General features: G+C 55.6%; 22 protein-coding genes. 4 read left to right on the forward strand and 18 right to left on the reverse strand.

The annotated features are described in order from the left end of the window. Positions 1 to 183: 183 nt before the first annotated feature. From tyrB to dnaB, 5 genes are all read right to left on the reverse strand, one after another. The gene (tyrB, locus tag IM282_RS17175; protein WP_048966217.1) at positions 184 to 1,377 is read right to left on the reverse strand and encodes an aromatic amino acid transaminase; all 1,194 of its coding nucleotides are present in this window, start codon (positions 1,375 to 1,377) and stop codon (positions 184 to 186) included. 71 nt (positions 1,378 to 1,448) lie between these two features. After that, a complete protein-coding gene (locus tag IM282_RS17180) occupies positions 1,449 to 2,462 on the reverse strand; it encodes an AAA family ATPase (protein ID WP_192970661.1) in 1,014 nt (337 codons plus the stop codon). Further along, positions 2,459 to 3,016 carry a nicotinamide riboside transporter PnuC gene (gene pnuC / locus IM282_RS17185; RefSeq protein WP_032627030.1) on the reverse strand — a complete coding sequence of 186 codons (558 nt, stop codon included), beginning with the start codon at positions 3,014 to 3,016 and terminating at the stop codon, positions 2,459 to 2,461. Before pnuC ends, IM282_RS17180 begins: the two co-directional genes overlap by 4 nt. 21 nt (positions 3,017 to 3,037) lie before the next feature. Continuing rightward, complete coding sequence (alr, locus tag IM282_RS17190; protein ID WP_023305261.1) at positions 3,038 to 4,117, reverse strand: alanine racemase; 1,080 nt, start codon at positions 4,115 to 4,117, stop codon at positions 3,038 to 3,040. A 16-nt stretch (positions 4,118 to 4,133) separates the two neighbouring features. Beyond that, positions 4,134 to 5,546 (reverse strand): replicative DNA helicase, encoded by a 1,413-nt coding sequence (gene dnaB, locus IM282_RS17195; RefSeq protein ID WP_003860298.1) that lies wholly within the window; start codon positions 5,544 to 5,546, stop codon positions 4,134 to 4,136. Between the two features lie 66 nt (positions 5,547 to 5,612). On the opposite strand from dnaB, the gene IM282_RS17200 reads away from it, so the two are divergent. Further along, a complete protein-coding gene (locus IM282_RS17200; RefSeq protein WP_192970662.1) occupies positions 5,613 to 6,596 on the forward strand; it encodes a quinone oxidoreductase in 984 nt (327 codons plus the stop codon). Between the two features lie 185 nt (positions 6,597 to 6,781). Here IM282_RS17200 and pspG read toward each other — a convergent pair whose 3' ends face one another. The 4 genes from pspG to IM282_RS17220 form a co-directional block, all read right to left on the reverse strand. Continuing rightward, a complete protein-coding gene (gene pspG, locus IM282_RS17205; protein ID WP_017382623.1) occupies positions 6,782 to 7,024 on the reverse strand; it encodes an envelope stress response protein PspG in 243 nt (80 codons plus the stop codon). 136 nt (positions 7,025 to 7,160) lie between these two features. Further along, entirely contained in the window at positions 7,161 to 8,156 is a 996-nt protein-coding gene (dusA, locus tag IM282_RS17210) for a tRNA dihydrouridine(20/20a) synthase DusA (RefSeq protein WP_003860304.1), read from the reverse strand. Between the two features lie 82 nt (positions 8,157 to 8,238). Next, on the reverse strand, positions 8,239 to 9,525 hold the full coding sequence (gene traF, locus IM282_RS17215; protein WP_216661661.1) for a conjugal transfer protein TraF: 1,287 nt from the start codon (positions 9,523 to 9,525) through the stop codon (positions 8,239 to 8,241). Positions 9,526 to 9,717: 192 nt separating this feature from the next. Further along, on the reverse strand, positions 9,718 to 10,206 hold the full coding sequence (locus IM282_RS17220) for a cupin domain-containing protein (RefSeq protein ID WP_022646741.1): 489 nt from the start codon (positions 10,204 to 10,206) through the stop codon (positions 9,718 to 9,720). 117 nt (positions 10,207 to 10,323) lie between these two features. On the opposite strand from IM282_RS17220, the gene zur reads away from it, so the two are divergent. Continuing rightward, entirely contained in the window at positions 10,324 to 10,836 is a 513-nt protein-coding gene (gene zur / locus IM282_RS17225; RefSeq protein WP_006810484.1) for a zinc uptake transcriptional repressor Zur, read from the forward strand. A gap of 48 nt (positions 10,837 to 10,884) precedes the next feature. Here zur and IM282_RS17230 read toward each other — a convergent pair whose 3' ends face one another. The 4 genes from IM282_RS17230 to IM282_RS17245 form a co-directional block, all read right to left on the reverse strand. Further along, a complete protein-coding gene (locus IM282_RS17230) occupies positions 10,885 to 11,094 on the reverse strand; it encodes a CsbD family protein (protein WP_003860314.1) in 210 nt (69 codons plus the stop codon). A gap of 119 nt (positions 11,095 to 11,213) precedes the next feature. Beyond that, a complete protein-coding gene (gene dinF, locus IM282_RS17235; protein ID WP_126504139.1) occupies positions 11,214 to 12,551 on the reverse strand; it encodes an MATE family efflux transporter DinF in 1,338 nt (445 codons plus the stop codon). Between the two features lie 63 nt (positions 12,552 to 12,614). Next, positions 12,615 to 13,223: a transcriptional repressor LexA gene (gene lexA, locus IM282_RS17240; RefSeq protein WP_003860318.1), complete on the reverse strand. Its 609-nt coding sequence runs from the start codon at positions 13,221 to 13,223 to the stop codon at positions 12,615 to 12,617. A 108-nt stretch (positions 13,224 to 13,331) separates the two neighbouring features. Next, a complete protein-coding gene (locus IM282_RS17245) occupies positions 13,332 to 13,700 on the reverse strand; it encodes a diacylglycerol kinase (RefSeq protein WP_006810487.1) in 369 nt (122 codons plus the stop codon). Between the two features lie 154 nt (positions 13,701 to 13,854). Here IM282_RS17245 and plsB point away from each other — a divergent pair, with 154 nt between their 5' ends. Next, positions 13,855 to 16,275 carry a glycerol-3-phosphate 1-O-acyltransferase PlsB gene (gene plsB, locus IM282_RS17250; protein ID WP_022646738.1) on the forward strand — a complete coding sequence of 807 codons (2,421 nt, stop codon included), beginning with the start codon at positions 13,855 to 13,857 and terminating at the stop codon, positions 16,273 to 16,275. An 89-nt stretch (positions 16,276 to 16,364) separates the two neighbouring features. On the opposite strand, the gene ubiA is transcribed toward plsB, so the two are convergent. From ubiA to malK, 5 genes are all read right to left on the reverse strand, one after another. Beyond that, on the reverse strand, positions 16,365 to 17,234 hold the full coding sequence (ubiA, locus tag IM282_RS17255) for a 4-hydroxybenzoate octaprenyltransferase (protein ID WP_063149602.1): 870 nt from the start codon (positions 17,232 to 17,234) through the stop codon (positions 16,365 to 16,367). Positions 17,235 to 17,246: 12 nt separating this feature from the next. Next, on the reverse strand, positions 17,247 to 17,744 hold the full coding sequence (gene ubiC / locus IM282_RS17260; RefSeq protein WP_022646736.1) for a chorismate lyase: 498 nt from the start codon (positions 17,742 to 17,744) through the stop codon (positions 17,247 to 17,249). A 172-nt stretch (positions 17,745 to 17,916) separates the two neighbouring features. Further along, positions 17,917 to 18,855, reverse strand: a complete 939-nt coding sequence (malM, locus tag IM282_RS17265; protein WP_015570172.1) for a maltose operon protein MalM — start codon at positions 18,853 to 18,855, stop codon at positions 17,917 to 17,919. Between the two features lie 114 nt (positions 18,856 to 18,969). Then, entirely contained in the window at positions 18,970 to 20,277 is a 1,308-nt protein-coding gene (locus tag IM282_RS17270; RefSeq protein ID WP_026094413.1) for a maltoporin, read from the reverse strand. 42 nt (positions 20,278 to 20,319) lie between these two features. Continuing rightward, positions 20,320 to 21,429 carry a maltose/maltodextrin ABC transporter ATP-binding protein MalK gene (gene malK, locus IM282_RS17275; protein ID WP_003860329.1) on the reverse strand — a complete coding sequence of 370 codons (1,110 nt, stop codon included), beginning with the start codon at positions 21,427 to 21,429 and terminating at the stop codon, positions 20,320 to 20,322. A gap of 371 nt (positions 21,430 to 21,800) precedes the next feature. Here malK and malE point away from each other — a divergent pair, with 371 nt between their 5' ends. Beyond that, positions 21,801 to 22,991: a maltose/maltodextrin ABC transporter substrate-binding protein MalE gene (gene malE / locus IM282_RS17280; RefSeq protein WP_022646733.1), complete on the forward strand. Its 1,191-nt coding sequence runs from the start codon at positions 21,801 to 21,803 to the stop codon at positions 22,989 to 22,991. Positions 22,992 to 23,088 lie beyond the last annotated feature (97 nt).

Here is a 23,088-nt window from a genome sequence, read left to right on the forward strand (position 1 = left end):
GCGGGAGGGGAAGAAAAGGAGTTTTTGCTTATGAAGCGGAATAAAAAGAAGACGATCACAAAGTGTGGATGAGTGATGTAGGCCCGGTAAGGCGCAGCCGCCACCGGGCAAGATTTTCTGCGGCCTGATGCCCTCACCCCAGCCCTCTCCCACAGGGAGAGGGAGATAATAAGTAGTGAGTACTTACATCACAGCTGCAAACGCCTGCGCCACGCGCTGGACGTTGCTGGCATTCAGACCCGCCACGCACATACGGCCGCTGGCGATCAGGTAGACACCGAACTCTTCACGCAGGCGATCGACCTGCGCTACGCTCAGTCCGGTGTAGCTGAACATCCCGCGCTGCTTGAGAAGATAATCAAAGTTATGCCCAGGCACGGCCTCTTTCAGGACGTTAACCAGCTCCTGACGCATCGACAGGATGCGCTCACGCATCGCTTCCACTTCCGCAAGCCAGGTGGCTTTCAGTGTTTCGTCACCGAGAACTGTCGCCACCACCTGCGCACCAAAGTTCGGCGGGCTGGAGTAGATACGGCGGACCGTCGCTTTAAGCTGGCCCAGCACGCGGCCCGCCGCTTCAGCGTCTTCACACACCACGGACAGACCGCCAACGCGCTCGCCGTACAGGGAGAAGATTTTTGAGAAGGAGTTGCTGACCAGAGCGGGAAGCCCCGCGCTGGCAATCGCGCGAATGGCGTAGGCGTCTTCCTCCATGCCCGCGCCAAAGCCCTGATAGGCGATGTCGAGGAACGGGATCAGGTTACGCGCCTTCAGTACCTCGATCACCGCATCCCACTGGGCATTGGTGAGGTCCGCACCGGTCGGGTTATGGCAGCACGGATGCAGCAATACGATACTGCGCTCCGGCAGGGTGTTCAGTTTTTCCAGCAGCGCATCAACGCGTACGCCGTTGGTTTCGCTGTCGAACCATGGATAGGTCGCAACCTTAAAGCCCGCGCCTTCAAAGATGGCCACGTGGTTTTCCCACGTCGGGTCGCTGACCCACACGCCGGAATCCGGGAAGTACTTTTTCAGGAAATCTGCGCCTACCTTCAGCGCACCCGAGCCACCCAGCGTCTGGATAGTCGCCACGCGCTTTTGCGCGAGCACCGCGTGATCCGCACCAAACAGCAGCGGCGCAATGGTATTACGGTAGGTATTTAACCCTTCCATCGGCAGATAAAGCGAAGCCCCGTGCGGGGTTGCGTTAAGACGCGCTTCGGCTTCGGCAACGGCTTTCAGTTGAGGAATGATGCCGTCCTCGTTGTAATAAAGACCGATGCTGAGGTTCACTTTGTCGCTGCGAGGATCTTCTTTGAAACGCTCCATCAAGGAGAGGATAGGGTCGCCGGCGTAGGCGTCTACTTTCTGAAACACGCGATGTTCTCCGGATTGTTATGAGGCAGGATTTTCAACAATAAACCGGAAGCAGGAGAAGGTCGAGAAGGTTATGAAAACCGTTTCTGGATATGCCCACGAATTTGTACGATACGCTCAGACGTCGACCCTGTGACGCGTAAATACGGGATGTTTCGGCGCGCCAGTTCAGCGATATACCACGACTGCTGCCTGCGGCGAAACGCCGCGCCTTGCCTGGTACCGTCCTGTACGAAGGGAAATTCATCGCCGCACAGTACAACCAGCGAATAGTCCCGCCCGGCTAAGTCGTGCAGCGCCTGAGGCGCCGAGCCATACTGGTCGAGGGTATAAAACAGCGTGGTTAAGGGCGACGTATCACAAATCAGATAAGGCGCCGTGCTGGCTGCGTCCTCACGCCGCACCTGCTCGCGCGCAATATGCAGGAGATCGTCGCATTCCAGTACTCCGTTCTTTTCTTCCCAGTATTCGCGCCCGAACTCAGCGACATAGGGCGCGTTAAGCGCTGCTGCCAACGCCCGGGAAAGCGTGCTTTTGCCCGTCGACTCGCCGCCCAATAAGCAAATTCGAAAGACAAAACTCCGGTAAACCTCCGCCGAGAGCATCTCGCGGTAGCGATGAACATCAGAGCGAATAAGCGTGCCTGAGGGCGCATCAGGGCCCTCCGGGCGCTGAAGCCGCACGTGCGTGACCGGTTTGCCAAAACGCTGGCTTAATACGCGGGCAAAGCCATCGCCGTAATCCTCCGCAGTGAATACGGCGTCCGGTCGGCAGTGAAAGAAGCGTTCGCACAGGGTAGCCACGTAGTGTCGGTGGCGATCGGCATCTGCGTCGTTGGGCGGCGGCGGTTCAATATCATGGCCCGCCGCGATCTCTGGCGAAAACACCAGGTGACGACACCGCGGGAAACGCGTCTGTAGCCACTGAAGGCGCTTTTCGGGTTCGCACCCCGGCATTTCCGGTAGCGAATAGCTGATGATAAATACCGTCTCGCACCGGGCAAGCGCAGCGTTGATAAGCAATTCATGTCCTGCGTGTAAGGGCGCGAACTTGCCGACAATCAGACCCTCTGCGTAAGGTTTCATCGCGCGCGGATCTCCTTACGCCATTGATATAAACCGTGCCAGGCGTTAAACCAGAACACCAGATACAGAACCGCGGTCAAATGCAGGCCCCTCATCGCATACAGCGGCACGGCAAGGGTATTGACGGCAAGCCAGACGTACCAGTTCTCCAGGCGTCGGCCCATTAGCATGAACTGCGCCAGGATGCTGAAGGTTAAAATAATGGAGTCCAGCCAGGGTGCCCAGGCGTTGGTATACCGATGCAATAAAAGCCCGTACAGCGCCGCTACTGCCACGGCACAGGCCAGCAGAAGGAGAAAATGTCTGGGGTGGGTTCGCCGCACCGGCAATACCTCTCCGCGGTTTCCTTTCAGCCAGTGCACCCAACCCGTTATGCTCGTGATAATGAAAAAGAGCTGTAGGGTAACATCGGCATAGAGCTGCACTGAATAGAAGACCCAGGCGTATAGCCCGCTGCCGAGAATACCGATCCACCACGTGTTGATATTGTTTCTGGCCGCCAGCCAGACAGAGAGCGCATAGGCCAGACAAGCAGCCATTTCAGATGGTGACATATCCCTTCCCGGATACTGTGATTAGTCGACGTATTTCATCGCGACCCTTGAGGTAAGGCGCGTGATAAGTTCGTAAGCACTCACTTTTGTTATTTCAGCAATACGCTCTACCGGCAGGCCTTCGCCCCACATCACCGCATCGTCCCCCGCTTTATCCTGCGCGTCGGGTCCCAGATCGACACAAATCATGTCCATCGCCACACGGCCGACAATCTTCACTTCGCGACCATTGACCAGTACCGGCGTACCCGTTGGCGCGGCGCGTGGATAGCCGTCGCCGTAGCCCATCGCTACCACGCCAAGCCGCGTGTCGCGCTCACTCGTCCAGGTGCCGCCGTAACCTACCGGCTCGCCTGCTTTGTGCTCACGCACGGCAATCAGCTTTGAAACCAGCGACATCACCGGCTTAAAGCCGAAGTCCGGTCCCCAGGGTTTGTTCTCAAGCGGGGAAACGCCATACAGGATAATCCCCGGACGCGCCCAGTCGAAGTGCGACTGCGGCCACAGCAGAAGGCCGCCGGACGCCGCAATGGAGCGCATCCCCGGTTTGCCTTCGCAGAAGGTGGTGAAGATATCAAGCTGCTGTTCCGTTGCGCCGCATTCAGGCTCATCGGCGCGGGCAAAGTGGCTGACGATATTCACCGGCTGACGCACGTTCTGGCACTGGCACAGCCGCTGATAAAACGCTTCGGCATTCTCCGGGCGCACGCCCAGGCGGTGCATGCCCGTGTCGAGCTTCATCCACACGGTGACCGGCTCGCTCAGTTCGGCCGTTTCCAGCGCGGCCAGCTGTTCTTCGTTATGCACCGCCGTGTGCAGGTGCTGATCGGCAATGGTCGGCAGGTCCGAGGCTTCAAAAAAGCCTTCGAGGAGCAGAATCGGTTGCGTAATTCCACCTGCGCGCAGGCGGAGAGCTTCTTCGAGACGGGCGACGCCAAAAGCGTCGGCATCGGGGAGCGTTCGCGCGGTCTCAAGAAGACCGTGTCCGTAAGCGTTCGCTTTCACGACTGCAACGAGCTTACTGGCGGGCGCCAGTTCTCGCAGACGTTGCAGGTTGTGTCGCAGAGCGCGGCGGTTAATCACAACAGTTGCCGCTTGCATTTGAATTCCTTAGAAATTACTCATCATCATATTGAGGACCGGCATAGTTGTCGAAACGCGACCACTGGCCGTTAAAGGTCAGACGTACCGTACCGATGGGGCCGTTACGTTGCTTACCAATAATAATTTCGGCGATCCCTTTCAGATCGCTGTTCTCGTGATAAACCTCATCACGGTAGATGAACATGATTAAGTCGGCATCCTGCTCGATGGAGCCGGATTCACGCAGGTCGGAGTTGACCGGGCGCTTGTCTGCACGTTGTTCCAGAGAACGGTTTAGCTGCGACAGCGCCACCACCGGCACGTGCAGCTCTTTGGCTAACGCTTTGAGTGAGCGGGAAATTTCGGCAATCTCCAGCGTACGGTTGTCGGAAAGCGACGGAACACGCATCAGCTGGAGGTAGTCAATCATGATAAGGCCGATGCCACCGTGTTCACGGGCGATACGGCGCGCGCGGGAGCGCACTTCCGTCGGCGTCAGGCCGGAGGAGTCATCAATATAGATGTTCCGTTTTTCCAGCAAAATCCCCATGGTGCCGGAGATCCGCGCCCAGTCCTCATCGTCGAGCTGACCGGTACGGATGCGGGTCTGATCCACGCGCGACAGGGATGCCAGAGAACGCATCATGATCTGTTCTGAGGGCATCTCAAGACTGAAGATAAGAACCGGTTTATCCTGCAACATCGCCGCGTTTTCGACGAGGTTCATCGCAAATGTCGTTTTACCCATCGACGGACGCGCCGCGACGATAATCAAATCCGATGGCTGAAGACCTGCCGTTTTCTTGTTGAGATCGTCATAACCGGTGTTCACCCCCGTCACGCCATCGTGCGGCTGCTGGAAAAGCTGCTCAATACGCGCAACGGTGGCGTCGAGCACATCGGCGATGTTTTTCGGGCCTTCGTCTTTGTTCGCACGGCTTTCGGCGATTTTAAAGACGCGGGACTCGGCAAGATCAAGTAGATCTTCGCTGGTGCGCCCCTGGGGATCGAAACCGGCCTCGGCGATCTCATTCGCCACCGAGATCATCTCGCGGACAACGGCACGTTCACGGACGATATCAGCGTAAGCGCTGATGTTCGCGGCACTTGGCGTGTTTTTTGACAGTTCTGCCAGATAGGCAAACCCGCCGACACTGTCGAGCTGTCCCAGACGCTCCAGCGATTCTGCGAGTGTAATCAGGTCGATCGGGCTGCCCGACTCCTGCAAACGCGCCATTTCAGTAAAGATGTGGCGGTGCGGGCGGGTATAGAAGTCTTCCGCAACAACGCGCTCGGCGACGTCGTCCCAGCGTTCGTTATCCAGCATTAAACCGCCCAACACCGACTGTTCCGCTTCAATCGAGTGCGGCGGGACTTTTAACCCGGCGACCTGATAATCACGTTCACGGGGTTCAGTCTGTTTGTTGAAGGGTTTGTTTCCTGCCATAGTGAATGGAGTTACCGAGATAAAGAGTGGGTCGAAAGATTACCATAATTTTCTAACGGAGGGAGCATGGCAACACGCATTGAGTTCCAGAAACATGGCGGGGCAGACGTACTGCAAGCCGTGGAGTTTACCCCCACGGCACCTGGCGAGAACGAAATCCAGGTTGAAAACAAAGCGATCGGCATTAACTACATCGATACCTATATTCGCGGCGGTCTCTATCCGCCTCCGTCGATGCCGAGCGGACTGGGCACCGAGGCGGCCGGTATCGTCAGCAAAGTGGGCAGCGCGGTTAAGCACATTAAGGAAGGCGATCGCGTGGTGTACGCGCAGTCGGCGCTGGGCGCTTACAGCTCCATCCATAACGTTCCGGCCGAGAAAGCGGCGCTTCTGCCAAATGCGATCGGCTTCGAGCAGGCTGCCGCCTCATTCCTGAAAGGGCTGACGGTCTATTATCTGCTGCGCAAAACCTACGAAATTAAGCCTGACGAGCAATTCCTGTTTCACGCAGCCGCAGGTGGCGTAGGGCTGATTGCCTGCCAGTGGGCGAAAGCCCTGGGGGCGAAGCTGATCGGCACCACAGGCAGCGCGCAAAAAGCGCAGCGCGCGCTGGACGCGGGCGCATGGCAGGTGATCAACTACCGGGAAGAGAGCATCGTTGAGCGGCTGAAAGAGATCACTGGCGGCAAAAAGGTACGCGTGGTGTATGACTCGGTGGGGAAAGACACCTGGGAATCTTCGCTGGACTGCCTGCAACGTCGCGGGCTGATGGTGAGCTTCGGTAACGCCTCCGGGGCTGTCACCGGCGTGAACCTGGGCATTCTGAATCAGAAAGGGTCACTGTATGTCACCCGCCCTTCCCTGCAAGGTTACATCACTAATCGGGAAGAACTTGAGGAAGCCAGCAACGAGCTGTTCTCGCTGATCGCCAGCGGGGTGATCAAAGTGGATGTGGCAGAAGCGCAGAAATATCCGCTGACCGATGCGCAACGTGCGCATGAGGTGCTGGAGAGCCGGGCAACCCAGGGCTCAAGTCTGTTAATTCCCTGAGCCATAAAAAGAAATTGGGCTTCCCATGGGAAGCCCTTTCTTTTTTTTAGTTCGGCTGTATGTAGGGTACAGCTCGATGAATTCTTTAGCGGCAGCCATAGTGACAGATTCGATAAGTAAATCCTATTCTGTTCTAAAGATTGCTGCCGGAAAAGTTGCAGGTATGTGACGTACCCCTCAATACCTTAGTAACGGAAGCGGTTATTACGCTGATAAGTGGGCAGTTTTGGCGATTTAATCGCCCGTATGGCCCATACCACCGCAATCGCCAGAAGTAACCACGGCAAGAGTTTAATCGTCAGGGCAAATAAACCGCCGACAAACATCACCACCGTGGCCACAACGAGCGCGGCCAGAATACCGAGCAGCGACACGCCCGTGACCATCAGCATGATAAAGAAGCCAATCACAAAAAGTAGTTCCAGCATGGTGCTCTCCCACGAGTTCCCGAATGATGCTGCGATCATTACAAGAATCATGCCAAAAATAAGTTGTTGTTCTGAAAGCAAAACGCCCCGCAATGTGTTGCAGGGCGTGGCGTATTTGACCATCTTTTAGCGAAATTTAACGTTTATCCGCAACCAGACGCAGCGCGTGTTCCAGTACCTCAATATCCGCACCGGCTTTATGCGCGTTCTCGCTGAGATAACGACGCCACTGGCGCGCACCAGGAATGCCCTGGAACAGGCCAAGCATATGGCGGGTAATGTGGCCCAGATACGTACCATGACTCAGCTCGCGCTCAATGTACGGATACATGGCGCGCACTACGGCCACGGGATCGGTGTCAGCACCCTCAACGCCAAAGATTTCCCGGTCAACCGTCGCCAGAATGCCCGGATTCTGATACGCCTCGCGTCCGACCATCACGCCATCCATATGTTCGAGGTGCGCTTTGGCCTCGTCCAGCGACTTAATACCGCCATTGATCGACATGGTCAGGTGTGGGAAGTCGCGTTTCAGCTGGTACACGCGCGGGTAGTCCAGCGGCGGGATCTCGCGGTTTTCTTTCGGGCTGAGGCCTGAGAGCCAGGCTTTACGGGCGTGGATGATAAACATCTCGCATTCACCCTTCCCTGATACCGTGTTGATGAAATCACACAGAAACTCATAGCTGTCCTGGTCGTCTATGCCGATACGGGTTTTGACCGTGACCGGGATAGAGACAACGTCGCGCATCGCTTTGATGCAGTCCGCCACCAGGTGCGCATTTCCCATCAGACACGCGCCGAACATGCCGTTTTGCACACGGTCGGACGGACAACCGACGTTGAGGTTAATCTCGTCATAGCCGCGTTCTTCGGCCAGCTTCGCGCACTGCGCCAGCGCAGCCGGATCGCTGCCACCGAGTTGCAGCGCAACCGGATGCTCCTCTTCGCTGTACGCCAGATAGTCGCCTTTGCCGTGAATAATTGCGCCGGTAGTGACCATTTCGGTGTATAGCAGCGTATGGCGGGAGAGCTGACGCAGGAAATAGCGGCAATGTCTGTCCGTCCAGTCGAGCATTGGCGCAATGGAAAAACGGTGTGCAGGGAAAGCGGTCTGGAATTCTGACGACATGGCGAACTTTTAAGCATCTGGTGGAAAAGGGGCGCTACTATAGCACAAAGAAAAGCCGGAGGCGCAGCGCCTCCGGTGTACTTTAGAACGTCATGCTCAACTGTGCCCCTGCGCCCCAGGTCTCGTCTTCGCCATAAAGCCCCATCAGGTCAACGTGGACGGAGTTGAACGGCGCAAAACCGACACCGCCGGTAAAGACGTTGCTGTCGTTCCCCTTCATATCCGCACGATAACCGGCGCGCACTGCCAGCCAGCTCAGCGGCGTGACTTCAGCACCAATGCCGGCGTATTGGGAGGTATCTTCGCTTTTAAAGCCCTTGGTTTCGGTCAGATCCCCGTCCGCGGTCAGCGTCACCAGATCGTTGTGCCAGGCGGCCCCGGCAGTGACCAGCGGACGGATCTGATAGGTGTCTTTATAACTCACCACCTCTCCTGTGCGCCCGTTGCGAATGCGGATATCTTTGGTATCGATATCGCGCGACATCAGGTTTTGCCCGCTCACGCCGACCGTCCAGTTTTCACCGAAATCAGCAGCAATACCGGCATCGACGTTGAAGCCAGTGTCGTCGGTACGGTAGCGGCTGTCGTTCCACTTATTACTGTCGTAATCGTAGATTGAGGTAGTGTAGTTATAGAGCCAGGTTTTTTGCAGCTTCGGCGTGACGCCAACGGAAACCGGAACGCCGCCAAGATCGAACTGACGGGCTACCGCAATACCGTAGTCGGACACAATCGCCGCCCGACCAGACGCCGTAGAGTTAAGGTTTTTGGTGATCTGATCGGAACCGTTTAGCGCGGCATCCAGCGCCACACCGGCAGCCACCGCATCGCTTCGTTGTATACCGCGCAGATAATCAATGTCCTGCTGATCGATTGAAGAGCTGACGCGGCCATGTGCATAGCCTTTTGCCATAAAGGCCACGGAAAGGACATCGTTAGGGATACTGACGGCAATCCCCGCCCCTGCGGTGGCGTGTGCGGTTTTGCCTTTCAGGTAGTCCAGCTCATCAGCGAGATCTTTCGCTGCGCCCTGGAACTGATTGATCGAACCTAATGGATTCGTGATGATATCAATGGGGGTCAGACTATCAACCACGTCCTTGTAATGATTGATTTTATCGTTAATGGTATCAATCTCGTCCTGAAGATTGTCTTCATCGGTCACCTGCACGCCAACGGACGGCAAAATGACCGTCACATCATCCTCGGGCTTAGATTTTGCCAGTAACGCGGGGTTGATTAACGCCCCGCTGCCATAGCTGCCTGCTGCCACGCCCGTGCCGCCCATTGCGTCACTACGCGCTTCCGTCCAGGTATTGGCTGCTCCCGCCTGATTTGCCATAAAAAAGGAGACAGCGATGCTAACCATCGAAAATTTAAAATGTTTTTTCACAGTGTGCTCGTAAATAGTTTGTTATTAGTTAACCCTGTCTGTTATCACCCAAACAGGAACGAACTATTGCTGTGAATAAGTACAAAAAGACCCGCTATTTCCCTAAGTTAAATTCCATCCCGGCCTGTTCTAATGTGTGACGACCATCAATATTTATAGAAGAGGAAATTATTTTCGCCCAGGTTTTCCATCGTGCGGGCCAAAAAACTGAGGCGGATGGTCTACCCAGTGGTCTTCGCGCGTCACGGCATACACCGGATTGAGGGGATAGTAGATGCGGTTATGTTTTTTATTAGCCTCACCCACCACCAGTAAGCGCACCTCTTCATCGGTGTTGTTGATAAAGGTATGGCACACCCCCGTGCCGGCAGGAAATCCCACGCTGTCTCCGGGTTCAAGCTTCCACAGATAACCATTGATCCAGGCCTCAGGGTAACCCTCCAGAACGTAAACAAACTCCTCTTCGTCGCTTTCCGCATGCGGATAAGAAGTACGGCGTCCGGGCGGCAGCCGTTCATGGTGAATACCAATGCGGCCGAGACCCAGCTTGCGGGCCAGCGGCGCGCCAATAGAAAACCGTTCATTGCTGTCCGGATACGTTGCGTCATCGGCGCCTTCCACGTCCCGCCAGTGCCGAATACAGTCAGGTCTTTTCATCATGCGATCTCCCGATTTGCGATGCGTCAGGTATAGCACAGCCCGGCGGATCTCGGTGTTTTTAGCAGAACATGATAAAGTGAGGGTTTTCTACCCTTTTCACATCCGAGGTGCCCGATGGACAAGTCCACAAAAGAGCTGTTAGCGCAAGCTGAAAAGCTGTGCGCGCAACGCAATGTGCGCCTGACCCCGCAGCGCCTTGAGGTACTGCGTCTGATGAGCCTGCAACAGGGTGCCATCAGCGCTTACGATCTGCTCGACCTGCTGCGTGAAAGCGAGCCGCAGGCAAAACCGCCGACCGTCTATCGGGCGCTGGATTTTCTGCTGGAGCAAGGGTTTGTGCATAAAGTGGAATCAACAAACAGCTATGTGCTGTGCCATCTTTTTGACCAGCCTACTCACACGTCCGCCATGTTTATCTGCGATCGCTGTGGCGTGGTGAAGGAAGAGTGTGCGGAAGGTGTGGAAGATATTATGCATACGCTGGCAGCCAGAATGGGCTTTGCGCTGCGCCATAACGTGATCGAAGCCCACGGCTTATGTTCTGCCTGCGTGGAGGTGGAGTCATGCCGTCATCAGGATGCCTGTCAGCACGATCACTCTATCCTGGTGAAGAAAAAGCCGCGTTAAGGCCAAAGAAAAAGGCGGCTCATGGCCGCCCTTTGGGGATAGTGCCGGTTACCAGCGGTAGTCGTTACGGGTTTCCCAGTCTTTGACTTCGTTTTCCGCCTGATCTTTTTCGTAACCGTAGCGCTCCTGGATTTTACCTACCAGCTGATCGCGCTTACCTTCAATGACGGTCATATCGTCATCTGTCAGCTTACCCCACTGTTCTTTCGCTTTACCTTTGAATTGCTTCCAGTTGCCGCCGATTTCGTCTTTATTCATAATCGTGTCCTCGTGTTAAGCGTCTATGAGTGTCGTCCGCTTCGTTCTATTCTGCTGGACGTGATTATTATTGTAGTTAAGGATTCGGCATTTATTTTTATATTCGGAATCTTTAACCGTTACGATATATCGTGCGGGGCTGGAAACCAGGTATTGTTTCGCCAGTGACGACGCCAGATAACGGCCAGCGAAAGGCCACGCAGTGAGAGAAACACCGCCAGCGCGAGCCACAGACCATGATTGCCGAGATACGGCAAGGTCAGCAGCGTCAGGCCGAACCCCGCCGCAGCGACGGCCATGCTGTTGCGCATCTCCGCCCCTCGCGTCGCACCAATAAACATGCCGTCCAGCAAATAGCACCACACACCCACCACCGGTAATACTACCTGCCAGAGGATGTAGCGATCGGCCAGCTCACGTAGCGCGGGCAACGAGGTGAGAAGCGCGACAATATGCCCACCAAAACAGGCGTAAACCAGAGCAAAGACCAGCGCCACCAGACCCGCCTGACGACAGGCAGCACGCCAGACTTCGCGTAACTGGCCGCTTTCACGCGCGCCATAAGCCTGCCCTGAATGCGCCTCGACGGCGTAAGCAAAACCATCCAGCGCGTAAGCGGTAAAGGTCAGTAACGTCATGAGCACTGCGTTGACGGCGACGATCTCAGGCCCAAGACGCGCACCAAAAACGGTTAATGCGCCGAAGCAGAGTTGCAGCAGGAGCGAACGGAGCATGATGTCGCGATTAAGCGCCAGCAGCTTACGCATATTGCCGCGCCAGGCCGATTTCAGCAGATCCAGGGTGATACCGCGCATCGCCAGCACGCGCCAGACCATCCCCAAACCGATCAGCAGCGTCCCGTACTCGGCAATTGCCGTAGCCAGCGCCGCGCCCCGGACGTTCATGTGCAGTCCCATCACCAGCCAGAGATCGAGGACAATATTGAAAAGGTTACCCACCACCAGCAGGATCACCGGCGCGCGGGCATACTGCACGCCCAGCAGCCAGCCCAGAAGGACCAGGTTTGCCAGTGAAGCGGGCGCGCTGAGCCAGCGAATTTCGAGGAACCGCCGGGCTTGTTCCAGTACGGCATCGCTGCCGCCTACAATATGGAGCGCAAGATCAATCAGCGGCGTACGCAACAGAACGATTAACGCGCCAGCACCGAACGCCAGAATGAGCGGCTGAACCAGCGCACGCGCCAGACGCAGGGGATCTTTTGCACCATACGCCTGGGCCGTAAGGCCTGTCGTACTCATGCGCAGAAAAAGTAGCAGCATAAAGAGGAAGCTGGTCGCCGTTGCGCCAATCGCGACGCCGCCCAGGTAAATCGGCGAATCGAGATGCCCGATAACTGCCGTATCCACCAGCCCCAGCAGAGGAACGGTAATATTGGAAAAAATCATCGGTAGCGCAAGACGCCACAACGCCTTATCGGCAGAAGTTAGCAATGCCATGGAAATTACCGGAATCAGAAAACAGGCCAGGCTGTAGAGGAACTACAGCCTGTCAGGAAGAGATTACAGCCATTCACCGTTGCGGATAACGCCGACCGCCAGCCCTTCAATAGAGAAGCTCTGCTCGCGGAGATCCACCACAATCGGGGAGAATTCATTGTTTTCAGGCAGAAGCTGCACGGTATTGCCTTGTTTTTTCAGGCGCTTAACCGTCACTTCATCATCAATGCGCGCCACCACGACTTGCCCGTTACGCACGTCCTGCGTTTTGTGTACCGCCAGCAGATCGCCATCCAGAATACCGATATCTTTCATGGACATTCCGCTAACGCGCAGCAGGAAATCGGCGCTCGGCTTGAACATGCCTGGGTCAACCTGATAGTGCCCTTCGATGTGCTGCTGCGCCAGCAGAGGTTCACCTGCGGCTACGCGACCCACCAGCGGAATACCGCTCTCTTCTTCCACCAGCAGACGGATGCCGCGTGAGGCGCCGGAAACAATCTCAATCACGCCCTTACGCGCAAGCGCCTTAAGGTGCTCTTCGGCAGCATTAGGAGAACGGAAGCCCAGACGCTGCGCAATTTCTGCACGCGTGGGTGGCATACCCGTCTGGCCGATATGATCCCGAATGAGATCAAACACCTCTTGCTGCCTGGTCGTTAACGCTTTCATACCGCCCCCTGGGTGTATATACAGTTATGCTGTGAGTATATACAGTCAAAGGCGATTTTGGAACCAAAAACTGCACAAAAAACCAGGGACTTAATTATTCCTCGAGGCTCATCGGAAATGCGACCAAAGTAGCGTGACCCAGGTGATCGCCGCCGTGATAATCGACAGCAGTACGGCAGCGGAACCCATGTCTTTCGCCCGGCCAGACAGTTCATGGAATTCCGACCCGATTCGGTCAACAACGGCCTCAATAGCGCTATTCAGAATTTCCACTATCATCACCAGAAGGACAGATCCGATGAGCAGTACGCGGGTGATAGCATCAACATCAAGGAAGCAGGCGATGACAACGGCAACGATTGCGGCAACCGCTTCCTGGCGGAAAGCGGCTTCATTAACCCATGCGGCGCGGAAACCTTTCCATGAATAACCGGCAGCTTTAATGATTCGAGTTAACCCAGTGGTATTATTGGCCATTAAAAGAACCTTTTATGATAAATAGCGTCAGTAACTAAAGCCGCAGCGCGTTTTGCTGCGACCTGAAGTATGACGGGTAACAACAGAAATTTTGCGCGCTTTCTGTTATCCTTGCGCCGCAATTGCATTATTAACCAGAGGCTTTACATCGTTTATGTCCGGCTGGCCACGAATTTACTACAAATTACTTAATTTACCATTAAGCGTACTGGTAAAAAGTAAGTCTATCCCAGCAGAACCTGCGCTGGAATTAGGGCTCGATACGTCGCGCCCTATTATGTACGTTTTGCCTTATAACTCGAAGGCAGACCTGCTAACGCTTCGCGCTCAATGTCTGGCGCACGATTTACCTGACCCGCTTGAACCGCTGGAAGTCGACGGTACGCTGCTGCCGCGCTACGTGTTCATCCATGGCGGACCGCGCGTGTTCACCTATTACACGCCGAAAGAAGAGTCCATTAAGCTGTTCCATGATTACCTCGATCTGCACCGCAGCAACCCCGATCTGGACGTGCAGATGGTGCCGGTGTCGGTGATGTTTGGCCGTCGTCCGGGGCGTGAAAAAGGGGAAGAGAACCCGCCGCTGCGTATGCTCAACGGCATTCAGAAATTCTTCGCCGTCTCATGGCTGGGACGCGACAGCTTTGTTCGCTTCTCGCCTTCCGTTTCACTGCGCCGCATGGCGGATGAACACGGTACTGACAAAATCATTGCGCAAAAGCTGGCGCGCGTTGCGCGTATGCACTTTGCACGTCAGCGTCTGGCGGCCGTTGGGCCACGTCTCCCGGCGCGTCAGGATCTGTTTAACAAGCTGCTGGCTTCCAAAGCGATTGCCCGTGCCGTAGAAGACGAAGCGCGCAGCAAGAAGATTTCGCACGAGAAAGCGCAGCAGAACGCAATCGCGCTGATGGAAGAGATCGCCGCGAACTTCTCCTACGAGATGATTCGTCTCTCTGACCGTATCCTCGGTTTCACGTGGAACCGCCTCTATCAGGGGATTAACGTCCACAACGCCGAGCGCGTGCGTCAGTTAGCGCATGACGGCCACGAGATTGTCTATGTGCCCTGCCACCGCAGCCACATGGACTACCTGCTGCTCTCTTACGTGCTCTATCACCAGGGCCTGGTGCCGCCGCATATTGCTGCCGGTATCAACCTGAACTTCTGGCCAGCTGGTCCGATTTTCCGCCGTCTGGGTGCGTTCTTCATTCGTCGTACCTTCAAGGGTAACAAGCTCTACTCCACCGTCTTCAGGGAGTATCTGGGCGAGCTGTTCAGCCGCGGTTATTCCGTGGAGTACTTTGTTGAAGGCGGTCGCTCCCGTACCGGTCGTCTGCTCGATCCGAAGACCGGCACGCTGTCGATGACCATTCAGGCCATGCTGCGTGGCGGTACGCGTCCTATCACGCTGGTGCCTATTTACATCGGTTATGAACACGTGATGGAAGTGGGCACCTACGCGAAAGAGCTGCGCGGTGCGACCAAAGAGAAAGAGAGTCTGCCGCAGATGCTGCGTGGTCTGAGTAAATTGCGCAACCTCGGTCAGGGCTACGTGAACTTTGGCGAGCCCCTGCCCCTGATGACATATCTGAACCATCATGTTCCGGAGTGGCGCGAGTCTATTGATCCTATCGAAGCGGTACGTCCGGCCTGGCTGACGCCAACGGTCAACGGCATTGCATCCGAGCTGATGGTACGCATCAACAATGCTGGTGCGGCAAACGCCATGAACCTGTGTTGTACCGCGCTTCTGGCCTCTCGCCAGCGTTCACTGACCCGTGAACAGCTGACCGAGCAGATTGATTGCTATCTGGATATCATGCGCAACGTGCCGTATTCCGTGGATTCGACCGTGCCGTCTGCCACCGCCAGCGAATTGATCGATCACGCGTTGCAGATGAACAAGTTCGAAGTCGAGAAAGATACGATTGGTGACATCATCATTCTGCCGCGCGAGCAGGCCGTGCTGATGACCTACTACCGTAATAACATCACGCACATGCTGATGCTGCCGTCACTGATGGCAGCCATTATTACCCAGCACCGCCGTATTTCGCGTCAGGAGCTGCTGCGCCATATTCAGGCCATCTATCCGATGCTGAAAGCGGAGCTGTTCCTGCGCTGGAGTAACGATGAGCTGGCGGCAGAGCTCGATAAAATGTCCGCAGAGATGCGTCGTCAGGGGCTGATTACCATCAGTGATGACGAACTGCATATCAATCCGTCACGTTCCCGAACCTTGCAGCTCCTGGCTTCCGGTGCGCGTGAGACGTTGCAGCGCTACGCCATTACCTTCTGGTTATTGAGTGCTAACCCGTCAATCAACCGCGGTACGCTGGAAAAAGAGAGTCGGACACTGGCCCAGCGCCTGTCCGTTCTGCATGGCATTAACGCCCCGGAATTCTTCGACAAAGCGGTATTCAGCTCCCTGGTGCTGACGCTGCGCGACGAAGGTTACATTAGCGATACGGGCGATGCTGAGCCGGAAGAGACGATGAAGGTTTACCAGATGCTGGCAGAGCTGATTACCGCGGATGTGCGTTTAACGATTGAGAGTTCAACGCAGGGCGAGTGATGTTAAAGCCGGGTGGCGCTAACGCTTACCCGGCCTACATGTTCTGCTAAATCGTAGGCCGGGTAAGGCGAAGCCGCCACCCGGTTTTTTTATGACCAGTAACTCATCGCTAGCCCCATAAACAGCACCAGCCCGACGTAGTTATTATTCAGAAACGCTTTAAAGCAGGCTTCACGCTCGCGCTTCGCGATCAGCTTCTGCTGATACGCAAACAGCAGACCCGCCACCAGCACGGACCAGTAAAACTCCCAGTTCAGCCCGTTCAGGCTACCAATCGCCACCATCAGCGCCAGCACCGACACCTGCAATATGCCGATGATCAGTTTGTCGTGACGGCCAAACAGGATCGCCGTCGATTTGATGCCAATCTTGAGATCGTCATCGCGATCGACCATCGCGTATTGGGTATCGTACGCAACGGCCCAGAGAATATTCGCCAGGAACATCAGCCAGCAACTGAGCGGAACGGACTCGCTGACCGCGGCAAACGCCATGGGAATCGACCAGCCAAATGCCGCACCCAATACCACCTGCGGCAGATGGGTGTATCGCTTCATAAATGGGTAGACCCAGGCCAGCGCCAGAGCAGCGACGGACAGCAGAATGGTCATGGTGTTAAGGGTTAACACCAGCATGAAAGAGAGAAGCACCAGCACCACAAACAGGATGCGCGCCTCTTTCCCGGTCACCTGACCGCTCGGCAAAGGACGATTCGCGGTGCGCTTAACATGTCCATCAAATTTCCGGTCAGCATAGTCGTTAACCACACAGCCCGCAGCGCGCATCAGCCAGACACCCGCCACAAACACCGCCAGGATCCACAGCGGCGGTACGCCCGGCGTGGCAACCCACAGCGCCCATAAGGTCGGCCACAGCAGCAGCAGCGCGCCAATGGGTTTATCAGTACGCATCAGGCGGTGATAGGCCAGCAGCTTATTCTGCGTCAGACTCCACTCCATTTTTTCTCCCTCTTAGTACAACGGCGATGCAGGCAAAAAGAGTTCCGTCAGTATTAACGGCTTGCCACTCAAACGAAGGCGGGAACGGCGCCCCCACAAATCGGCATCGCAACCAATTTCAATAAAATCACGGGTCAGTTCAGACGAGGTGAACAGATAGCGCCCCAGCGGCGTTTTGCCGAGGCGTTGCAGTGCCAGCTCCGGCCCGGAAAGTGTAGACTCAGGAACCACCGTTCGCCCGGCAAGCCACGGCTCGCCATCCGCACAGAGTAAAATTTCACGCAGCCAGTAGCGTTCTTCCTGCGGCAGCAGCGGCAGCTCGCTGGCAATCTCCGCAGGCGAGACAAACCCTTCCTGAATCATCGTCACCGTGACCGTTTTACCCTGTTGCTCAAAACGTTTTGTCATGGAATCTTCCAGCAGCAGCCAGTCCAGCTGTTCCGGGTCAAGCGCAGGGATGTGGTCGAAATAGCGTAGCGCACGCAGCTGCGTTAGCGCGGGGTGTGACATGCCAGACTCTCCGATACATAACGTAAAAGCATTGTATCGCAGATTGGCAAAATGAGGACGGACAAACAGAATTTAACGATCACTATCGCAACAAAGGTGCAACTTAGCCAAAAAAAGTGCGCCCGCGAAGGCGCACCAAACGACTAACAAAATCAGCACTGTGGGGAGACGGTTACCCCTTGCCTTTTACACTGCTGATAAAGGTGGAACGGGCAGTGGTTGAACCTAAACGCTCGGCTTCATCAAGCAGTTTCAGCGCTTTATCGACATCGCCGTTTTTAACTGCCTGCTTGATGGCGTTGTTAAAGTAAGTTTCAGTATCGTTAAGCACCGGCTCGGCTTTTTTCGCCGGGGCCGGGGCTGCGGCTGGTGCTGCGGCTGGCGCGGCATACACAGGCGCGGCAGTATTACCCACCGTTACCGGACCCGGGCCAGATGAGCCAAACAGTGGGCCTACGAGTACGCTGGAGGCGCTGTTGGTGGAGACTTTCAGCTTGATCAGACCATCGGTTGTATGACGGGCAAGCGGGTCCGGAATATCCGGGACAGAGTTCCCCGTGCCTTTCGCATAGGCTTTTGCCGGGTCAACAAGCTTCGTTGTCTGTTGCAGATCTTTTTCAGTCGTGAACACCAGGACATAAATCTTCTGCTGACCCAGGGCTGGCGTCAGGCGCATAACGCCTTCCAGCCGATCGGCACTCATGACGCCAGGCTCCTGATAGCTGAAATAGTCGCTTGGGAAGAACGCGGATGGCGTCATGTTCTGATCGAGGATCAGCACGTTAGGCGCGAAGACGCTGGTCTGTTTATTGACTTCACTGGTCAACGTCAGGGTCAGCTCGCCGATATTCGCCGGCACGCTGAAAGCCGCGACCGGACCGCTGATACCCGGCACGTTCAGTGACTGACCCCCCGCTGAAAGCTGGGTAGTTTGTGTTTTCGATTGATCAACTGGCGTCCACACCAGTTGCTGAAGTGCCGCAGCCGGAATAGCTGGCGCAGCGCTGGTATTTTGAGGAACAAAATTCACATCTGCAAAGGTGACCGCAGGCGCACAGGCCAACAGCCCCGCAGAGAGGCACAGCGCGACGAGACTTTTCTTCATTTTCATTGTTATTACCTCTGATAGCGTGAGCACTGCGGTGGCCAGGCAATAGCGCGCAGCACCCTAAGGAGAGAGGGGCTCACGCCCCTCTTTTTAGGTCATTACGTCAGGTCTAACGAATTACCACCAGATTTCCATCTGGGCACCGAAGGTCCACTCATCGTTGTCGCCACGGCTGAAGGTTTTCGCGGAGGTGTCGCTATACGCTACGCCAGAGGTGTAGCCCGTATCGCCGTTGTTCGCGTAGCCCCATTTCTCATCCCACTTCGCGTAGGTTGCGAAGACGCGGATAGCCGGACGGGACCAGATGCTGTCGCCTGCCTGCCATTGCTGTGCCAGGGTGATTTTGTACTGGCTGTTTTTGTCGTCAGTTTTCTGAGATTTGACGTTGTCGTAGCCCACTTCCAGCAAGGTGCTCATGATCGGCGTCCATTTGAACATTGGACGAACACCCACGGTCCACCACTCGGTACCGTTGTTGTTGTCACGATCGATGTTCTGGTACATACCGACGTACATCAGGTCCCAACGGTCTGCCAGGGTGATTGCACCGTGATCCAGCACGCGCCACATAGAGCCGTCGTTATCGATGCTGCCGCCCTGTGGAATACCTTTACCGTTAGAGGTCATGGAATCCGTACCGTATTGCAGTACGAACTTGTTGAAGCCTTTCATCATGCTCTGGGTGTGTTCAGCGGTGAACAGCCAGCCATCTTTAGAGGCGCCAGGTTGCAGGTAGTAGTCGTCAGGAATGTTGGTATGACCGTAGTCAACGCCCAGCTCCAGCGTACCGCCCGGGTTGGTTTCCAGACCGGCTAAACGGACGTCGAAGACATCGTTTGGTACCACGTTGTCATAAATACGGTCGCCGTTCGCATCACGATCGGCGAAGGTTGCAGAACCGCCGGACTCAGAAGAACGGGTCGCTGCCAGAGAGAGTTTACCAAAGCCCAGATCGATGTTTTCAATACCGGCACCAGGACCAGAGATATCCCAGTAGTAGAAGTCGATCATGTGTACGTCATGACGCTGATAGAAGCGTTTACCAGCCCAGATGGTAGAGCCTGGCAGCCATTCAATCAGGTTTTTACCCTGCACGTTAGCTTCACGGAAGGCCGGGCTGGTGGATTCCCAGTCATTCTGTTGAGAAACGGAGTACGCTACGTTGGTGTCGAAATAGAAGCTCTTGTCGCCTTCTTTCCACACTTCCTGGCCCAGTTTCAGTTCGGCGTAGGTTTCACATTCGTTACCGAGACGGTATTTACTTTGTGCGCCTGTTGCCTGGAAACATTGTTGTTCACCGCCACTTCCGGTCCAGCCAATGCCGGAACGAGCATAACCTTTAAAGTCTACGGCGCCCGCCTGGGCAGACAGGATGCCTGCCGCAATGGCGACAGCCAGAGGGACTTTGCGCAGAGTAATCATTATTCTATCTCCTGAGATCATTGCTTTTCTTTGTAATTGGAATGCTTAAACGCCTGGCTCTTTGTGCAACCGACGACATGCAGTGCCATCCTCACGGAACAGATGGCAGCGCTCTGGCGGCAAACCGATAGCGAATGTGGCACCCTCTTCTACCAACACCACGTCATTCTGGCGGTAGACCAGGTTCTGACGGATGGCGGGGATCTGGATATGAATCTGTGTTTCGTGACCAAGCTGTTCGACGACCTGAACTTCACCTTCCAGCGTCACATCAGCGATGTGGCTCGGCAGTAAATGCTCAGGGCGGATACCGAGGGACATATTGGCCCCCACCTGTACATTGGCGCTGTCGACCGGCAGCCAGACTTGCTGACGGTTTGGCAGCTCCACCTGTACCTGTTCGATTGCCGTCGCGGTCACTTTTACGGGCAGGAAGTTCATCTTTGGCGAGCCAATGAAGCCCGCAACAAAGCGGTCTGCCGGATAGTGATACAGCTCCAGCGGTTTGCCCACCTGCGCCACGCGACCGGCGTCCAGTACCACGATTTTGTCGGCCAGCGTCATCGCTTCGACCTGATCGTGGGTGACGTAAATCATCGTGCGCCCCAGGCGCTTGTGCAGACGGGAGATTTCGATACGCATCTGGACGCGCAAGGCGGCATCCAGGTTAGAGAGAGGTTCATCGAGCAGGAATACGCGCGGCTCGGCCACCAGCGTACGGCCGATCGCCACACGCTGACGCTGACCACCGGAGAGCGCCTTCGGTTTACGCTCCAGCAGATGTGCCAGCTGGAGCACTTCCGCCACCTGGGTGACGCGCTGGTTAATGGTCTCTTTTTTCGCGCCGGCCAGCTTCAGGCCAAAGGACATGTTCTCGGCAACGGAAAGATGCGGATAAAGCGCATAAGACTGGAACACCATGCCCACGCCGCGTTCAGCTGGCGGGATGTCGTTCATTCGGGTATCACCAATAAATAAATCGCCACTGGTGATGGTTTCAAGACCGGCAATCATACGCAGCAGAGTAGATTTACCACAGCCTGATGGACCAACGAACACCACAAACTCACCTTCGTGGATGTCCAGATTGATGTCTTTTGACACCACAACGTCGCCCCAGGCTTTCGTTACATTACGCAGCTGTACGCTCGCCATGCCCTTCTCCCTTCGTTACAACCTGTCACCGACAGAAACATTCAAGATAAGTTCACTATGCGTGTTCCATTACTTTCGTGAATCCTCCACCCCCCGGCTTTTTTATGGGGGAGGAGGCGGGAGGATGAGAGAGCAGGCTCTGCGACCGCAGCGGAGGGGCTGAGGCGAAAATCGTGAAGCGGCCTGCAAAATTCAGTGGGTTTTTATGTGCGCCAGCACTCATAACTTAAATTTATGTTACAGGGATCACACAAACAGGGGGTGGGGCGTAGGGACTGGGAGGATGGAAAGAGGATGTCAAATAAGGAGACTGAGTCACGTTGAACCACCTTATGTATCCACGAGCACATCACCAATAAAGGATGGCAGATATGAAGATCAAGACTGGCGCACGCGTTTTCGCATTGTCCGCCCTCGCAGCAATGATGATTTCCGCACCGGCTCTCGCCAAAATTGAAGAAGGTAAGCTGGTTATCTGGATTAACGGCGACAAGGGCTATAACGGTCTGGCCGAAGTGGGCAAAAAATTCGAGAAAGACACCGGTATCAAAGTCACCGTAGAACACCCGGACAAACTGGAAGAGAAGTTCCCGCAGGTTGCGGCAACCGGCGATGGTCCGGACATTATCTTCTGGGCGCATGACCGTTTCGGGGGCTACGCGCAGTCTGGCCTGCTGGCAGAAGTCACGCCAGACAAAGCCTTCCAGGACAAACTGTTCCCGTTCACCTGGGACGCCGTTCGCTATAACGGCAAGCTGATCGCTTACCCAATCGCGGTTGAAGCCCTGTCACTGATTTACAACAAAGACCTGGTGCCAAATCCACCGAAAACCTGGGAAGAGATCCCTGCTCTGGATAAAGAGCTGAAGGCGAAAGGTAAATCCGCTCTGATGTTCAACCTGCAAGAGCCGTACTTCACCTGGCCGCTGATTGCTGCCGACGGCGGCTACGCGTTCAAGTTTGAAAACGGCAAATATGACGTGAAAGACGTGGGCGTGGACAACGCGGGCGCGAAAAAAGGCCTGACCTTCCTGGTTGACCTGATTAAGAACAAACACATGAATGCGGATACCGACTACTCCATCGCGGAAGCGGCGTTCAACAAAGGCGAAACCGCGATGACCATCAACGGTCCGTGGGCCTGGACCAATATCGACAAGAGCAAAGTCAACTACGGCGTGACCCTGCTGCCAACCTTCAACGGCAAGCCGTCTAAACCGTTTGTTGGCGTGCTGAGCGCGGGTATCAACGCCGCCAGCCCGAACAAAGAGCTGGCGAAAGAGTTCCTCGAAAACTACCTGCTGACCGATCAGGGTCTGGATGAAGTGAACAAGGACAAACCGCTGGGCGCCGTTGCGCTGAAATCCTTCCAGGATCAGTTAGCGAAAGATCCACGCATTGCGGCCACCATGGATAACGCCCAAAAAGGCGAAATCATGCCGAACATCCCACAGATGGCTGCGTTCTGGTACGCCACCCGTACCGCCGTCATCAACGCTGCAAGCGGTCGCCAGACTGTTGATGCCGCGCTGAAAGATGCTCAGGGTCGTATTACTAAGTAAGTCTGAAAAACGGCGGGTGGCGCGTGCGCTTACCCGCCCTACGACTACGGCACGATCCGTAGGTCAGGTAAGCGCAGCGCCACCTGACGATAAGTTT

Origin of the sequence: Enterobacter cloacae complex sp. P29RS, assembly GCF_014893445.1 — a bacterium.
GTDB lineage: Bacteria > Pseudomonadota > Gammaproteobacteria > Enterobacterales > Enterobacteriaceae > Enterobacter > Enterobacter intestinihominis.

Coding starts and splice junctions, on each gene's coding strand:
- IM282_RS17180 (WP_192970661.1), bottom strand. CDS start 2,462: ATGAAACCTTACGCAGAGGGTCTGATTGTCGGCAAGTTCGCGCCCTTA.
- pnuC (WP_032627030.1), bottom strand. CDS start 3,016: ATGTCACCATCTGAAATGGCTGCTTGTCTGGCCTATGCGCTCTCTGTC.
- alr (WP_023305261.1), bottom strand. CDS start 4,117: ATGCAAGCGGCAACTGTTGTGATTAACCGCCGCGCTCTGCGACACAAC.
- dnaB (WP_003860298.1), bottom strand. CDS start 5,546: ATGGCAGGAAACAAACCCTTCAACAAACAGACTGAACCCCGTGAACGT.
- IM282_RS17200 (WP_192970662.1), top strand. CDS start 5,613: ATGGCAACACGCATTGAGTTCCAGAAACATGGCGGGGCAGACGTACTG.
- pspG (WP_017382623.1), bottom strand. CDS start 7,024: ATGCTGGAACTACTTTTTGTGATTGGCTTCTTTATCATGCTGATGGTC.
- dusA (WP_003860304.1), bottom strand. CDS start 8,156: ATGTCGTCAGAATTCCAGACCGCTTTCCCTGCACACCGTTTTTCCATT.
- traF (WP_216661661.1), bottom strand. CDS start 9,525: ATGGTTAGCATCGCTGTCTCCTTTTTTATGGCAAATCAGGCGGGAGCA.
- IM282_RS17220 (WP_022646741.1), bottom strand. CDS start 10,206: ATGAAAAGACCTGACTGTATTCGGCACTGGCGGGACGTGGAAGGCGCC.
- zur (WP_006810484.1), top strand. CDS start 10,324: ATGGACAAGTCCACAAAAGAGCTGTTAGCGCAAGCTGAAAAGCTGTGC.
- IM282_RS17230 (WP_003860314.1), bottom strand. CDS start 11,094: ATGAATAAAGACGAAATCGGCGGCAACTGGAAGCAATTCAAAGGTAAA.
- dinF (WP_126504139.1), bottom strand. CDS start 12,551: ATGGCATTGCTAACTTCTGCCGATAAGGCGTTGTGGCGTCTTGCGCTA.
- lexA (WP_003860318.1), bottom strand. CDS start 13,223: ATGAAAGCGTTAACGACCAGGCAGCAAGAGGTGTTTGATCTCATTCGG.
- IM282_RS17245 (WP_006810487.1), bottom strand. CDS start 13,700: ATGGCCAATAATACCACTGGGTTAACTCGAATCATTAAAGCTGCCGGT.
- plsB (WP_022646738.1), top strand. CDS start 13,855: ATGTCCGGCTGGCCACGAATTTACTACAAATTACTTAATTTACCATTA.
- ubiA (WP_063149602.1), bottom strand. CDS start 17,234: ATGGAGTGGAGTCTGACGCAGAATAAGCTGCTGGCCTATCACCGCCTG.
- ubiC (WP_022646736.1), bottom strand. CDS start 17,744: ATGTCACACCCCGCGCTAACGCAGCTGCGTGCGCTACGCTATTTCGAC.
- malM (WP_015570172.1), bottom strand. CDS start 18,855: ATGAAAATGAAGAAAAGTCTCGTCGCGCTGTGCCTCTCTGCGGGGCTG.
- malK (WP_003860329.1), bottom strand. CDS start 21,429: ATGGCGAGCGTACAGCTGCGTAATGTAACGAAAGCCTGGGGCGACGTT.
- malE (WP_022646733.1), top strand. CDS start 21,801: ATGAAGATCAAGACTGGCGCACGCGTTTTCGCATTGTCCGCCCTCGCA.